At 33.6% G+C, this 14,928-nt stretch carries 14 protein-coding genes; 10 read left to right on the top strand and 4 right to left on the bottom strand.

The genetic code is table 11. The features are described 5' to 3' along the window. Positions 1-69: 69 nt before the first annotated feature. Positions 70-1,212, bottom strand: a complete 1,143-nt coding sequence (locus BLQ56_RS08510) for a two-component system sensor histidine kinase NtrB (protein WP_238457221.1) — start codon at positions 1,210-1,212, stop codon at positions 70-72. 223 nt (positions 1,213-1,435) lie between these two features. Between BLQ56_RS08510 and BLQ56_RS08505 the strand changes: the two genes are divergently transcribed. The 4 genes from BLQ56_RS08505 (at position 1,436) to BLQ56_RS08490 (ending at position 4,713) form a co-directional block, all read left to right on the top strand. Next, a complete protein-coding gene (locus tag BLQ56_RS08505) occupies positions 1,436-1,645 on the top strand; it encodes a hypothetical protein (protein ID WP_090852279.1) in 210 nt (69 codons plus the stop codon). Positions 1,646-1,833: 188 nt separating this feature from the next. Beyond that, complete coding sequence (gene desA, locus BLQ56_RS08500; protein WP_090852276.1) at positions 1,834-2,853, top strand: Delta(5) desaturase DesA; 1,020 nt, start codon at positions 1,834-1,836, stop codon at positions 2,851-2,853. A gap of 127 nt (positions 2,854-2,980) precedes the next feature. Next, positions 2,981-4,108 (top strand): sensor histidine kinase, encoded by a 1,128-nt coding sequence (locus BLQ56_RS08495; RefSeq protein ID WP_090852274.1) that lies wholly within the window; start codon positions 2,981-2,983, stop codon positions 4,106-4,108. Positions 4,109-4,113: 5 nt separating this feature from the next. Then, positions 4,114-4,713, top strand: coding sequence for a response regulator transcription factor (locus BLQ56_RS08490; RefSeq protein ID WP_090852271.1), 600 nt, complete (start codon positions 4,114-4,116; stop codon positions 4,711-4,713). A gap of 38 nt (positions 4,714-4,751) precedes the next feature. Here BLQ56_RS08490 and BLQ56_RS08485 read toward each other — a convergent pair whose 3' ends face one another. Both BLQ56_RS08485 and BLQ56_RS08480 read right to left on the bottom strand, forming a co-directional pair. Then, complete coding sequence (locus BLQ56_RS08485) at positions 4,752-4,958, bottom strand: hypothetical protein (protein WP_090852268.1); 207 nt, start codon at positions 4,956-4,958, stop codon at positions 4,752-4,754. A 138-nt stretch (positions 4,959-5,096) separates the two neighbouring features. Next, positions 5,097-6,119, bottom strand: coding sequence for an acyltransferase family protein (locus tag BLQ56_RS08480; protein WP_090852265.1), 1,023 nt, complete (start codon positions 6,117-6,119; stop codon positions 5,097-5,099). A gap of 268 nt (positions 6,120-6,387) precedes the next feature. On the opposite strand from BLQ56_RS08480, the gene BLQ56_RS08475 reads away from it, so the two are divergent. The 4 genes from BLQ56_RS08475 (at position 6,388) to BLQ56_RS08460 (ending at position 11,666) form a co-directional block, all read left to right on the top strand. After that, on the top strand, positions 6,388-7,704 hold the full coding sequence (locus BLQ56_RS08475) for a Na+/H+ antiporter family protein (protein WP_090852263.1): 1,317 nt from the start codon (positions 6,388-6,390) through the stop codon (positions 7,702-7,704). A gap of 379 nt (positions 7,705-8,083) precedes the next feature. Continuing rightward, complete coding sequence (locus BLQ56_RS08470) at positions 8,084-10,192, top strand: methyl-accepting chemotaxis protein (RefSeq protein ID WP_090852260.1); 2,109 nt, start codon at positions 8,084-8,086, stop codon at positions 10,190-10,192. A gap of 346 nt (positions 10,193-10,538) precedes the next feature. Next, the gene (locus BLQ56_RS08465; RefSeq protein WP_090852257.1) at positions 10,539-11,192 is read left to right on the top strand and encodes a peptidylprolyl isomerase; all 654 of its coding nucleotides are present in this window, start codon (positions 10,539-10,541) and stop codon (positions 11,190-11,192) included. An 18-nt stretch (positions 11,193-11,210) separates the two neighbouring features. Then, positions 11,211-11,666 carry a GNAT family N-acetyltransferase gene (locus tag BLQ56_RS08460; RefSeq protein WP_090852254.1) on the top strand — a complete coding sequence of 152 codons (456 nt, stop codon included), beginning with the start codon at positions 11,211-11,213 and terminating at the stop codon, positions 11,664-11,666. A gap of 93 nt (positions 11,667-11,759) precedes the next feature. On the opposite strand, the gene BLQ56_RS08455 is transcribed toward BLQ56_RS08460, so the two are convergent. After that, positions 11,760-13,769, bottom strand: a complete 2,010-nt coding sequence (locus BLQ56_RS08455; RefSeq protein ID WP_090852251.1) for a metallophosphoesterase family protein — start codon at positions 13,767-13,769, stop codon at positions 11,760-11,762. Between the two features lie 141 nt (positions 13,770-13,910). On the opposite strand from BLQ56_RS08455, the gene BLQ56_RS08450 reads away from it, so the two are divergent. Together BLQ56_RS08450 and BLQ56_RS08445 are read left to right on the top strand one after the other, a co-directional pair. Further along, positions 13,911-14,264 carry an MGMT family protein gene (locus tag BLQ56_RS08450; RefSeq protein ID WP_090852952.1) on the top strand — a complete coding sequence of 118 codons (354 nt, stop codon included), beginning with the start codon at positions 13,911-13,913 and terminating at the stop codon, positions 14,262-14,264. Continuing rightward, positions 14,251-14,913: an HAD family hydrolase gene (locus tag BLQ56_RS08445; protein WP_090852248.1), complete on the top strand. Its 663-nt coding sequence runs from the start codon at positions 14,251-14,253 to the stop codon at positions 14,911-14,913. The genes BLQ56_RS08450 and BLQ56_RS08445 overlap by 14 nt, the downstream gene beginning before the upstream one ends. The last annotated feature ends 15 nt before the right edge of the window (positions 14,914-14,928 follow it).

Below are 14,928 nucleotides of genomic sequence, written 5' to 3'. Positions count from 1 at the left end.
AATTTAACTCTTTTATTCAAGCTAAACTAATAATTGACGTAAATAAACTAACAGGAATAAGTACTCCTGTTAGTTTTTTTGTAGGGGTAATTTAATTAAGAACACTGTTCCATTAATATCACTACGACTCACTTCCATCGAACCACCATGACTTTCAATGATCTTTTTGGATAGAGATAGTCCTAGTCCTGTTCCCTCATCCTTTGTTGTAAAGAACGGATCAAAGATATCAGGAATAAGTGAAGGGTCAATACCAATTCCATTATCGATGAAACGTATCAATAACCATTCGTGAATTATTTCAGTATTGAGTTCAATTTGTAATTGATTTTCTTTTTTTGCATCAATAGCGTTACGAAATAAATTAATAAATACTTGGATTAATTCTTCTTTATCAACTTTAAAATCCACATCCGATTTTTGCTTCATCTCAAAACTTATACTTACATTATGAAGCAGTGCCTCACTATTAAGAAATTGCATTAAATAATCATTAAAAAATTCCGTAACCTTCATAACGGAGGCTTGGGTTTCAACAGGTTTAGAAATTCTAAGAAAATCACTGATAATACGGTTCGATCGATCTATTTCAGGTATAAGTAGTGTTTTAAATAAGTCAGCAATTTCGGGCTCTACCTTTGAATCAAGCAACTGTAGATAACCTCTAACAGTGGTTAGGGGATTTCTTATTTCATGAGCAATACCTGCAGCAATTCTACCTAAATGCGCTTTTTTTTCAGCTTCTTTATAATCATTTAAAAACTGGAAAACACCAATAATTCTTTCAATAGTCCCATTTGGGTTATAAAGTATCCTTGTATTAATAATCCCATAATTACGGTCAAGCACTTCACGATTTACAATTTCTTTGCCAGTTTTGATTGTCTCTAACATGATGATCTGATTGTCTGGTATCCTTAATAACTCACGAATATGCTTTCCTTCCATTTCATCTCGGTTAACCATTAAGTCTTTCGCAGTTTGTAGATTACATAATGTAATGATTCCATTTTTGTCAGTAAAAACAATATGATGTGGCACTAAATCAAGAATCTCTCTTAAAAAACCCTCTATAGATTTAAAAAAAGAAATACTCAAATCATTATTTAAATTTGTTATTCTGTTTACTTGGAAAAAAGGTATTGAACATAGAAGTTCTTTATACATTTTATTTTCAATTCGCAAAGCTTCTAATTCTTTATTATTAGACAATTACATTAAACCCCTTAAGCGTATGTTATAAGTCTATTATACAAATTATTTATAAAAAATGACAAATGACTTCGTTTATATAATTCTACATTGAGTACTACTTGAAATTAAAATTGATTATCAAAAATAATCATAAGATAGGAGATTATCTAGAATACTCGTCCAATCGTTCAATCTTATTTTGAATAGTATAAAGTAATCCAACTAGAAAGGGGGGGATTTAATGTCTGAAAATAGAAGAAGAAGACCTGTTATCAATGCTGAAACAGTTATTATTAACGCAGAAGAAGTAATTGTCATTGAAGCTAATGACCGTAGACGTCATCGAAAAGAAAGCTTTGGAGACGTTGCTGGTGTACAAGATGAGAATCGTCATCGAAAGAGCGAACTTTTGGGAGACCAAGATGAGCGAAGAAGACGCTTCCCATTCTAACAAAGATAATTATTTTTCTAAATGATTATTTTATTACTCTAAAAGAGTAGTCTACTGACTGCTCTTTTTTCTTGTATGGACAACCATATATGACATTTGTCATATGACAGATATGACATGTATGACTACACACATTTTTGCGCACCCTGTATTATTAGAATATAACAAAGATGAAGGGAACTAAAACAATGAGTAAACAGAGTAATATGAACTTAAAAAAGCACATTTCACCTTATGAAAAGTCTAATACAAGAGATAGCGTTTGGCAGTTAATTAATACGCTTACTCCACTTATTATATTATGGATTCTAGCCTACCAAAGCCTTGCTATTTCATATTTTTTAACTCTCTTCTTCGCAATATTTGCTGCAGGGTTTGTTGTTCGAACATTTATTATCTTTCATGATTGTTGCCACCAATCATTCTTTAAAAATAGACGTCTAAATTCAATCCTTGGTACGATTACAGGAATCATCACACTGTTTCCATTTAGTCAATGGAAGCATGAACATTCAGTTCACCATGCAACAAGCTCTAATTTAGATAAGCGCGGAGTAGGTGACATTTGGGTCTTAACTGTGAATGAATACTTGGAAGCACCACTCAAAACGAAAATTGTCTATAGAATATATAGAAATCCTATTGTCATGTTTGGCTTAGGTCCGATTTACTTATTCCTTATTAAAAATAGATTTAACCGCAAAGGTGCTAGAAGAAACGAACGACTTAACACTTATCTAATAAACATTTCTGTTATTGTATTATATACAATTTTATCTCTTATTGTTGGATGGCAAGCTTTTCTGATCATACAAGGGACTATTCTTTTCATCTCAGGATCAGCAGGAATCTGGTTGTTCTATGTACAGCATACATTTGAAGATTCTTATTTTGAAGAAGATGAGAACTGGGAGTATGTTAAGGCTGCAGTTGAAGGTAGTTCATTCTACAAACTACCAAAATTATTACAATGGCTAACAGGAAATATTGGATATCATCACGTCCATCATTTAAGCCCTAGAGTACCAAATTATAAGCTAGAAGAAGCACATAATAATACAACACCTTTACAACATGTTCCTACAATTACACTTGCTACTAGTTTAAGTTCTATAAAATTCCGATTATGGGATGAAGAAAATAAAGTATTTGTAAGTTTCAGGAAAATCAAAACATTAAAGGTAAAGCAAAAGATAAGCGCAACATAATTTTAGAGATAAGGCTGTCCCAAAGTCAGGTGTAAGCTTTCTAAGGGACAGTCTTTTTACTAGCGACCATTTTAAATTATGATAAAATAAGACCGAGTGTATTATTAAAACAAAACGAGGTTTATACATGAAAAAGCGTTATTTAATTTTTCAAAAAGGATCAGGCATTTCTCCCTATATTTGGAGTGTCTTTAGTATCCTTCCTTTCTATTTTATTTTCCAAGCATCATCTACGTTTGAAATTACAATAGGAATAGTCCTAACTATTTTATTTTTTATAGCCCTACGTTTTGCATTCATTTCAACAAGATGGCCAGTATATTTGTGGACTTCAATATTAATCGCCATATCAATCACCATGACTGTACTCTTTCAATATGCTTATTTCGCATTCTATATCGCTTATTATAATGGAAATATAAAGAATAGAATTGCATTTATTACGTTATATATTATTCATTTAGTTTGTACGACTATTTCTATCAATTATAACTTAGTCATGCAGAAAGAAACTTTTCTAACTCAAATTCCATTCGTTATTATTATCTATATTAGTGTGATTCTTTTACCTTTCAACTTATATAATAAAATCAAACAAGGGAAATTAGAGGAACAATTAGAAACCGCAAATAATCGGATTGCTGAGCTTGTTAAACAAGAGGAGAGACAAAGGATTGCACGAGACCTGCATGATACATTAGGTCAAAAGCTTTCACTCATCGGATTAAAAAGTGATTTAGCTAGAAAACTTGTCTATAAAGATCCAGAAAAAGCTCGTAGTGAAATGAAGGATGTACAACAGACTGCAAGAACAGCATTGAAGGAAGTTCGCACAATGGTATCCCAAATGCGTGGAATTCGGTTGAAGGAAGAAATTGTAAGAATTAATCAAATCCTTAATGCTGCTGAAATCGAATTCATTATAAGTGAAGAAAAAGAACTAAATAATGTTTCGTTATTCCTAGAAAATATACTGAGTATGTGTTTAAAGGAAGCTGTTACAAATGTTGTAAAGCATAGTCAGGCAACCATTTGTCGTATTTCTATAAACCAGACATTAAACGAAATATCTATTATTGTTCATGACAATGGAATCGGGATTCACGATGATAAAGCCTACCAAAAAGGTAGTGGACTGTTAGGAATGCAAGAGCGCCTAGAGTTTGTGAATGGTAGTCTTGAGATTGATTCAGAAAATGGAACAAAATTAATCATGAAGGTACCCGACGTAAGAAAACAATTAGGGAAGGAGTAAACCAAATGATTCGAATTGTCATAGCAGAAGACCAAAGAATGTTATTAGGTGCACTAGGTTCGCTACTTAATTTGGAGGATGACATGGAGGTTGTTGGAAAAGCAACGAACGGGGTTGAAGCAATATCTCTTGTTCACGAGCACCAACCCGATATCTGTATAATGGACATTGAGATGCCTGAAAAAAGCGGGTTGGATGCTGCAGAGGAACTTAAGGAAGAAGGTTGTAAAGTAATTATTTTAACAACATTTGCTCGTTCTGGTTATTTTCAACGTGCATTAAAAGCAGGTGTAAGAGGTTATTTATTAAAAGATAGTCCTAGTGACGATTTAGCCAAATCCATACGCAACGTTATGGGAGGTATGAGAGTTTACGCACCAGAACTTATGGACGATGTTTATAGTGAAGGAAATCCTTTAACAGAACGAGAAAAAGAGGTGCTTGAATTAGTTGCCGACGGTAATAATACAAAAGAGATCGCCGCGAAAATGAGCATAAAAACAGGAACTGTAAGAAACTATATCTCTACAATACTCGATAAATTAGAAGTTAAAAATAGAATAGAAGCCATTTCTCAATCAAAAGAAAAAGGGTGGTTTAAATGAACTAGCGGATAAATTCCGGTAGTTTTTTTAAAAACATTTTAATAGAGACTGTTATGTTCCACCTTAATTTGATAAGTAGTTCCATCTTCAGCTTTAATAACTAAACCTGGTCTTTGTGTGCCCCGAAAAATATCTGACAAGTCAACAATTTCCTTATAGGCCACTTCTCCAAGATGTGCTTCACTATAAACCTTAAGTGCTCTTGATATTTCTTTAATCAGCTTTTGCTCCATATATAATCCCATAATCAATCCCCTTTGTTTAAAACTAGTCTTTACTGATTTATATTCCTCTTATTTCCAAATATAGAACTACAAGTTTGCTGCAAACAATAAAAAAGGCCGTCCTAACCTAAGTAAATGTACTTAGTGGACAGCCATTCTTTATGAAACTAATTCTTGTTGTTTTGAGCGTTTATTCAGCTTTAAATACCGGTGTAATTCAATAATTGGCTTTGTTACAGAGATAATAGGTTTGCTTGCCAATAAAAAGCTAATAACTAAAGTGGTAGAGATAAAAACGAAAATCGCATGAAGTTCGTTAGAAAAATCAAACAAAGGAGTATTTTGCAATAACTTAATTACTAAACCATGAAGCAAATATACATACAATGTTCTTCCTCCAAGATGTGTAAAGAAATATTCCCTCTTGGGAATTAGTGCCAAAAAGCAAACCGTAATAATAAAAATAACAACATACATTAACAAGCGTAAAAGCATCGCATAGTGAAGTTGATGTTCATAGCCCATTTCCAAATAGGATGATGAAGCTAAAAGCAAATCTCTTCCACTTTCAGGGAAAAAGAAATAATATCCGAGAAAGAGTAGTACCATTGAAATAGCTGAAATAGCTCTTGTTTTAGTTGTGATTAAATAGTTGAAATGTTTATGATTCAAATAATATCCTAAAAGAAAGATTGGAAAGAAAACAAAGGTTCTCGATAAACTCAAATAACTCCCAATCCCTTCGACATATCCAACTAGAAGGGCTATTAAGATTGCAAAGAATAATGGATATTTAACTTTCGTGAATAATTTCAATAAAACATTCCAAAATAATAGGCTCAATAAGAACCATAAAGTCCAATAGGGATCCACTAAGGTAAATGTAACCTCTTGATCTTTAATCGTATAAACAATTGAATAAATGAGTTGAAAAATAATGTAAGGAACAAGAATTTTTTGGACAACTTTCATTAGATAGCCTTCTTTAAACGATCCTTTTGAGAAAAACCCCGCTATTAATATAAATGCAGGCATATGAAAGCTATAAATAAAATGATAAGCTGTCGTTAATAAATGATACTCCATTCTAAAGGGACTAATAAGGTGTCCAAAAACAACGAGAACAATTAGAATGAATCTTGCATTGTCAAAATAGGCTGTACGATTTAAAGAACCTGACATGATGTAACCTCCTAGAGAAATGGTCCCTATAAAATTCTATACAAAATGTAAAAAGGTGGGGGGAATAAGAAAATTGTAAAGTGATTGTCAACTACTTGTAATAAACATATAAGGTTAGATTATTTTAAAATACTAGTTGGCATTTATATTAGTCTTTCTTATATCAAAATAATGTTTGACAAACTTTGAAATCATATGATATTTTAATATTTGTGTATTTTAACACTCTAACAATTTAATAAACTAAAGTGTCGAGAGGAGAACAATGATGAATGCAGTATTAATAGCCGTTCTAGTTATGCTCGTTCTAAGTCTTTTAAGAGTAAATGTTGTATTTGCTCTTATTGCGGGGGCCTTAATAGGAGGAATAACTGGAGGCTTAAGTATAGCTAGTACAATTGAGGTTTTTTCAAACGGATTGGGAGGAAGTGCTGAAGTTGCATTATCCTACGCCTTATTGGGTGGATTTGCTGTAGCTATTTCAAAAACCGGTCTCCCAAATTTGATGGTCGATAAGGTTCTACAAACAGTAGGAAAAGAAGGAGAGACTAAAAAGAAAACTTACTCCAAAGCCCTAATCGTCTTTTCAATTTTACTTATGGCATGTTTCTCGCAGAATTTAATACCCATTCATATCGCATTTATACCAATATTAATACCACCAATGTTAAATATAATGAATGAATTAAAAATAGATCGAAGACTAATTGCATCTGTTTTAACATTTGGATTAACAGCACCTTATATTTTACTCCCAGCTGGCTTTGGGAAGATCTTTCATGAAATTCTTGCCGAAAATATGGCCAATAGTGGTTTAACCATTGAACTAAGTGATATTCCGATAGCAATGTTACTTCCAACAGCCGGACTTTTGGTTGGTTTACTTATTGCCGTTTTCTTTTCATATCGAAAACCTAAAAATTACCAAACTATTGAAATAGCAGAAGTAAAGCAACAATCTTCTTATTCAAAAATTGCGATTACTTTTTCTTTTATTGCGATTATTACAGCATTAATTGTACAACTTGTATTAGATTCAATGATTTTTGGTGCTTTAGCTGGTATCATCGTTATTTATCTTAGTGGTGCAATTAAATGGAAAGAGGCAGACTCACTTCTAACTGAAGGTATGAAGATGATGGCTTATATTGGATTTGTTATGCTTGCTGCATTTGGTTTCGCAGATGTACTGAAGGAAACTGGTGATGTTGATGCACTTGTGAAACAAGCTGCTGCATTAATTGGTGATAATCAAGCATTAGCGGCAATACTGATGCTGTTTGTGGGATTACTGGTAACAATGGGAATCGGTTCTTCCTTTTCTACGATTCCTATCATTGCAACAATTTTTGTTCCACTCTCACTAGAGTTAGGATTTAGTCCGATGGCAACTATAGCCCTGGTAGGTACAGCGGCGGCCCTAGGTGATGCAGGCTCACCAGCATCTGACAGTACTCTCGGACCAACGGCTGGTTTAAATGCTGACGGACAACACAATCACATTTGGGATACCTGTGTTCCTACGTTTATCCATTATAATATACCGCTTATTCTGTTTGGATGGTTGGCGGCTATAATTTTATAATCGTACCTTATTAATGAGATTCTAAATTAGAATCTCATTTTTTTGTGAGACTGTTTTCTCAAAGTTTATTGTTATAGACATAAAACATTGAATTGGTAGGACAAAGCAGGCTGAATACACGTAGACTCCTGCGGGACCAGTGGCCATAGTGAGACCCCACAGGAGCATTCGCGACGAGGAGGCTCACTGGTCACCCGCCGGACGCGGAGTGTATTCAGCCTGCGGCTTCAAAGACAACAATCTATACGAATACAGCATTTTATAAAAACACACTCAAAGATGTAAAAAATGTCACATTCAATAGACTAATAATATGTAATAATCAAGGAAAATTTAATAGATTTAACAACTTAGAAAACTCAAAAAGGAGAACATCAGCATGAAATTTCTATTTAGACCAGCTACAATACTTTTAAACAGATTGACCTTTTCAAAAAAATTCTTGTTATTGTTTGTCATTATATTTTTAACAATATCAGTTTTGGCAAGTAATATTGTTATTAAAGTTAATGATGACCTTTCTTTTACAAAGAAAGAAGTAGAAGGGATTGAAATACTTAAGGAAATCTACCCTTTAATTCAATTAACCCAACAACACCGTGGATTGACTGTAAATGTATTATCTGGTGATCATAGTGCTAAAAGCACGCTTACAAAAGTACGTGAAGAAATCAATGGTAAACTAGAATCTCTTAAATCTACTCTAGATAATCAGGAAGACATGAAACGAGTAAATGAAAATTTTAAACAGATTCTGTCTACCTGGGAAAATACACAAAATAAAACATTATCGATGGAAATACCAGAATCAATAGCACACCATAATGAACTGATTGGAATTATGTTTCAAGTACTAGTTGATTTAGCAGATGAATCCAATCTTTCATTAGACTCTAATCTTGTTCATATTCACAGCGGTAATCTTTTAATTCAAACATTGCCTCAAATCACAGAGTTTATGGGAAAATCCCGGGCTGTGGGAGTAGGAGTCGCAACAACCGGTGAAATGACTGAAAACCAGAGAATTGAACTTGTGTACTTAATGAAATTGATGGATGAATACATTCAGACTGCTGAAAGAAGTTATCAGACAATCTTTACATTAGATCCAATGTCGAAAAGCACGATTGGTCAAAAAGTCGAAAAGTCACTTACTGACACAAAACAAATTGTAACCATCATTGATCAAGAATTATTAAATGCGGAGACTATTACAATAACTCCAGCTGAGTATTTTGAATTAACCACAAATACAATTAATTTCATGTATGAGTTAATATCTTATCAATCAGATGAATTAAAGGAATCTCTTAATTCAACAATCAATAGCTTAGAGACTGAATTTACAATAACAATTGTGGTCGTAATTCTTGTACTCTTATTCTTATTATACCTAGTAATTGGATTTTATTTAGGAATTCAAGATAGTGTGGCAAAGATAAGAACTACAACAGAGCTAATTTCTAAAGGTGACTTATCAAGTGAAATCAAGGTTGATACGAAAGATGAATTTGGAATGATAGGTGCTACTTTAACTCAAATGAATTTATCATTAAGGAATGTGATCGAAAACACTCAGCAAATTTCCTCAGAAGTTGCAGCATCAAGTCAAGAATTACTGGCTATTACTGAGGAGACAACTCAAGCAACTAACCAGATCACATCATCTATTGAAGAGGTATCGACGATTGCAGAGCATCAGAATATCCAATCTAAACAAAATGTTCATTTGGTTAATGAACTTAATCAGCAACTTGCAAGTGTTTCACAAATTACTTCAAATGCATCTAAAGCATCTAATGAAAGTTCAATAGAAGCAGAAGTAGGTAATAAAAATGTAATGGAAACAATTAAGCAAATGAAAGTGATTCAAGAAGCAGTTGTACAATCAGCAGAAGTGATTACCAAATTGGTACAACGTTCAACAGAAATTGATTCTATTTTGGATGCAATTACAGGAATTGCAGAACAAACAAATCTTTTAAGTTTAAATGCAGCAATCGAAGCAGCACGTGCGGGTGAGCATGGGAAAGGGTTTGCTGTTGTCGCTGGTGAGGTAAGAAAGCTTGCAGATGAATCTTCGGTTTCGGCAAAAAAAATCAGATCATTAATTGGAGAAATTCAACAAGATACAAAGCAATCCATTAGTTCTATGAATATCGTTTCAACTGAAACAAGTGAAGGTATGAAGTTAGTAGAAATCACTGGAGAAACATTTTCAGAAATTGTAAAAGCTACACAAAAAGTAGCTAAGGAAATAGAGGAGGTAGCTCAATCTGCGGAAAAGATGATATCACAAGTAACTCAATTAGAAGAAGCAATTGACGAAAGCTCTAAGCAGACAGAAATAACTGAGTCGAGTACTCAGATGGTGGCAGCATCGACAGAAGAACAGTTAGCTTCAATGGAGGAAATCACTTCATCCGCAAATGAGTTGAGCTCTAGAGCGCAACATTTACAAAACATTGTAGAGCAATTTAAACTATAATCAATTAGAAAGATCTTATCCTGATACCGCTTTTTAATTAGCGTGTAGGAGAAGAATCTTTCTTTTTCTTTTTCAAAAATAATCTATAATATAAATGATGGTAGTATTTAATTTTTATAGGAAGTGATTCATAAATGGTGGAAGACCAAGAAAGGTGCTATTGTTTAGAACTTTTCAAGAAACAATATGGTGATCATGTCAAAGGAAATTGTTTGAAGAATAAATGTGCTAGATATCGAACCGAAAAGGAAAAAGAAAAATTAAAAGAAACAAATAGTGAAAAATGGAAATAACTCTGAAGAACTTGGTATAATGGTGAATAATCGAATAATAAAGGAGATTTAAAATGACTAAAATACGTACTTACAGCATTCTCTTTTCAACAATCTTATTACTAGTGATGACTATTTCTGGATGTGGTACAAGTTCAGATCAAAATACTGGAGAAAATGGAAGTAGTCAACCTGAGCCTTTTAAAGTGGACAAAAACCCTATTGTGACAATTATGATGGAGAACAATAAAGAAATCAAATTAGAACTATACCCAGAAGTTGCGCCAAACACTGTTATGAACTTTATCTCATTAATTGAACAAGGCTATTATGATGGATTAACTTTCCACCGAGTCATTCCACAATTTATGGTACAAGGTGGAGACCCACAAGGAACAGGTGCAGGTGGCCCGGGTTACAGTATTGCAGGGGAATTTACCTCTAATGACTTCGTAAATGATTTGTCACATAGTCGAGGAATTCTTTCAATGGCAAGAACCCAAGATCCAAATTCAGCAGGTTCACAATTCTTTATTATGGTTGAAGACAAACCAGACCTTGATGGGGAATATGCTGCATTTGGAAAAGTTATCGAAGGCATGGAAACGGTTGATGAAATTGTCCAAGTTGCTACTGATGATAGTGATAAACCACTGGAAGCTCAAATTATGACTAAAGTGACAGTAGAAACATTTGACTTTGATTATGATGATCCAGTAAAACAATAATAATAAAGGGGTGTTAGTTTGAAGATAATAGTTGATGACTTAACTGGTCAGGAAATAACTAAGTTAATAACAGAGCATCTTAGAGGAATGGAATTACACTCCCCACCTGAGAGCATCCATGCCCTTAACTTAGAAGAATTAAAAAAACCTGAAATCACATTTTGGAGTGCATGGGAGCAAGATCAATTAGTTGGTTGTGGGGCACTAAAAGAGCTTAATTCTCAGCATGGAGAAATTAAATCAATGCGTACTTCTACTTCACACCTTAGAAAGGGAGTAGCTAGAAAAATTCTTCAGCATATCATTGAAGAAGCCAAAGATAGGGGATATCAAAGGCTTAGTTTGGAAACTGGGTCAATGGAAGCTTTTGAACCAGCCAAAAGATTATATTTAAGCTTTGATTTTCAATACTGTAGCCCTTTTTCAGATTATATTGAAGACCCAAACAGTGTATTTATGACAAGAAAGCTATAAGAACATCTTTTTCAATAATAAAAGGCATGAGAAATCGATATTCTCATGCCTCTTTCCTGTTCTGCCTTTTGTATACTCACATTTTAATTACGATTATCTGGAACTATCATCTTTGTAGTCTATTAATTGATGTTTAATTCCCTTACTTGTATATAATAAATATCCTAAATTATTGTCTAATTGGGCTATAGGTTCACTATTTAGAGAATCATAAGTGATTTCTTCCTTCCAAATCGTTTTATTGTCCCCTTCAATACCAATTAAATTGGAAGGGCCACAATACCGCTTCACTTGAAATTTACCGTGTAATGTTAGTATTGCTTTTAATAAAACTCCTTTTAAACCACCGAAGCTCATGTTTTTCAAGGGACTACTGGTAAATTGATGTATGATTCTTTCATTCGTTTGCTTTGAGTGTACTATTTTTGCTTGAAGCGAATACGCCATATGAGCATCACCAGATAGAATTATACAGTCACTAGGGTTCCATTGGTTCACTTGTTGATGAAAGGTCGTAAAACCCTTTCCATTAAACCTCCACCATTCAATGTCAGATGTCGTTTGTATTTTAGGGTAGATTGAACTTAGTGGCAAAAGATATTGAGATAAAAATGTTTCAATCATACTAATTCCATATAGTGGGCATGGAGAAATAATTATGAGTGGAGTTTTTGATTTCCACTTACTATTTGCTAACATGTTAGATACTCGCTTCCATCCCTCAGAGCTTATAAGGTTGGGTCCTTGTGTACCAATTTTGGACATTGTGTCACTATTAAAAAGACTAGGTTGAGGGGAATAAGACCGCTGTGTACGTGTATCAAGAACTAATGCTTTTGGATCTGTTGGTGTTACATAATGCCACGAGTTAAAATCCCAAAGAGTATCTAACCATTTTTTATGCTCTAAACCGTTAACATTCAATGTATTTAAATATCCTTTTACAGTGTTTTTGAAGTCATTCGAGAAAGATTTAGGCTGATTACCCCATCCTTGAAATGCCCAATAAGCTGTCAATCCATTTGCAATAATATGGCTTCCTAGCGCACTACTTTTAACTTGTTTTTTCCATTTATCAGTAATATTCCAGTCATCAGTAATATCATGATCATCAAAAATCATATAGGTTGGAATATTTGCTAATAACCTACGAATCTTTGGTAACTCTTCAAGAAATGATCGTAATTCTTTTTTTTGATCATCGTATCGTATACGTAATCTATCAATCTCTACTTCTTGTTTATTTCCTAAGAGGCTATCATGATATTTACCTTTCGAATAAGTTTCGTCAAATAAATCAAATCGACCGTCCTTAAACGCTATATTTAAAAGTTCAGGATTCCAACTGCATAAATACATTGCTGCATACTCACCAAGACTAATCAAATGGTTGTCACAATTTCTAGATGTGAAGCCACAATCACGGACTATCTTTGCTCTTCCGCCAATTTTGAAGAGGGGGTTAACTTGGTATGCTCTTTCATCAATAGGTAGCAAATTTTCTTTCTTCCCGATTAATAATTCACCTAGTTCATATAGATAAAGAGCAACTGGATCAGCAACATCATCTGCATAAATTTGATCGCCCATCAAGAACAAAGAACTTGGCCGTGCACTTAAATTTGATACATTCTGTTCAACAACGGAATCACCTTTTGCTAACGCATCCTTATTTTTACCGTGAAGTTTTCTGCAGGAGCCATATAACATTCTGGAGTCGTGACCCTCATTTATAAAAAATGTTGGATACTTATACTTTCCATATATGATTGAACTTGAAGATTCAGGATCTAATAATTGAAAGTCCTGTAATCCCCACGAATTCTTTCCATCTGAAAGAAAGACGTTATAGCCTATCAAAGAATTCACAGGGAATATAGAATCATTTGGAACAATCTTTATTAAATATATAAATAACTTTTCACCAAGACGAACAGATTCAGGCTGAGAGTGAGTACTAATTAATTCATATTTATTAAATGAGTCTATATGATATATTTTAGAATCAACATTAAGTTCCTCGCTTAAAGCAATCCATATCACTACCTCGCTTGGTTCTACCCGCCTTATAATCGGACCGGCTAGAATTGTAGGTAGGTCCAAGGTCATCACCACCAAATTAAATTGATGGAATAGTCTATTCAAAAAGAAGGAACCATGTGTCTTTCCCTTTAATTATTATTAGGTATAATAGAATTAATTAGACACTGATCCAACAAGATATCAAAGAAAGGGATGATTCTTATAACTCCTTTTACTATGAAAGTGCTTGAAATCATTCAAAATATCCCTGAAGGAAAAGTGATGACCTATGGACAAATTGCAGCATACGCTGGTAGTCCGCGAGCTGCGCGTCAAGTGGTTCGTATCCTTCACTCAATGAGCAGGAAGCATCAACTACCATGGCATCGAGTTATTAATTCAAAGGGAAAAATCGCACTTCAAGATGATGAATCCTATAATGAGCAAAGACTAGCACTCGAAATTGAAAATGTACAACTAGGAGTAAATGGTACGATTGATTTAGAAAAATATCAGTGGAAAGTCAGCCACAATGAAAAAATATGTAGTGAGGAGGAGTTCCATGAAGAAATATAAAATCGTATTATTTGATTTAGATGGAACATTAACAGACCCGAAGGAAGGGATCACTAAATCCATACAGTATGCTTTAGAAAAAATGGGGATTGAGGAGCTTGATCTTGAAAAGCTAACACGCTATATTGGCCCACCATTACAAGAGACTTTTTCACGGGGATATAAAATGGATGATGATGAAGTGAAAAAGGCCATTGACTTTTATCGTGAGCGCTTTAAGGAGATTGGCATGTTTGAAAATAAGCTTTATCATAACATACCACAATTATTAAATTCCCTAGCAAAGGACTACACGTTGGTTGTGGCTACATCAAAACCTACGGTATTTTCTGAAACGATATTAAATCATTTTAATCTTGATCATTATTTCGATCTTATTGTAGGTAGTAATCTAGATGGTACAAGGAGTTCAAAAACAGAAATAATACAATACATATTAGATAAATATGATAAACATCCATTAGGAGATTTTATTATGATTGGTGATCGAAAACATGATCTCATTGGGGCAAAAAACACTGGTATTGACTCTATTGGAGTTACTTATGGCTATGGGTCAGTAGAAGAACTGAAGAGTTCAAATCCTAATTATCTAGTAAACGAGGTAATTGATATTGAAACAGTTATTAGAACCCATAGTAGGGTTTAGTCACATAAAATTAAT

It is taken from the genome of Litchfieldia salsa, from assembly GCF_900104555.1.
Classification (GTDB): domain Bacteria; phylum Bacillota; class Bacilli; order Bacillales; family Bacillaceae_L; genus Litchfieldia; species Litchfieldia salsa.
This window is presented reverse-complemented; position numbering and strand designations above follow the sequence as displayed.

Bases quoted from the DNA above. Each gene is read 5' to 3' on its own strand.
- BLQ56_RS08505 (WP_090852279.1), top strand. From the start codon at position 1,436: ATGTCTGAAAATAGAAGAAGAAGACCTGTTATCAATGCTGAAACAGTT.
- desA (WP_090852276.1), top strand. From the start codon at position 1,834: ATGAGTAAACAGAGTAATATGAACTTAAAAAAGCACATTTCACCTTAT.
- BLQ56_RS08495 (WP_090852274.1), top strand. From the start codon at position 2,981: ATGAAAAAGCGTTATTTAATTTTTCAAAAAGGATCAGGCATTTCTCCC.
- BLQ56_RS08490 (WP_090852271.1), top strand. From the start codon at position 4,114: ATGATTCGAATTGTCATAGCAGAAGACCAAAGAATGTTATTAGGTGCA.
- BLQ56_RS08485 (WP_090852268.1), bottom strand. From the start codon at position 4,958: ATGGGATTATATATGGAGCAAAAGCTGATTAAAGAAATATCAAGAGCA.
- BLQ56_RS08480 (WP_090852265.1), bottom strand. From the start codon at position 6,119: ATGTCAGGTTCTTTAAATCGTACAGCCTATTTTGACAATGCAAGATTC.
- BLQ56_RS08475 (WP_090852263.1), top strand. From the start codon at position 6,388: ATGAATGCAGTATTAATAGCCGTTCTAGTTATGCTCGTTCTAAGTCTT.
- BLQ56_RS08470 (WP_090852260.1), top strand. From the start codon at position 8,084: ATGAAATTTCTATTTAGACCAGCTACAATACTTTTAAACAGATTGACC.
- BLQ56_RS08465 (WP_090852257.1), top strand. From the start codon at position 10,539: ATGACTAAAATACGTACTTACAGCATTCTCTTTTCAACAATCTTATTA.
- BLQ56_RS08445 (WP_090852248.1), top strand. From the start codon at position 14,251: ATGAAGAAATATAAAATCGTATTATTTGATTTAGATGGAACATTAACA.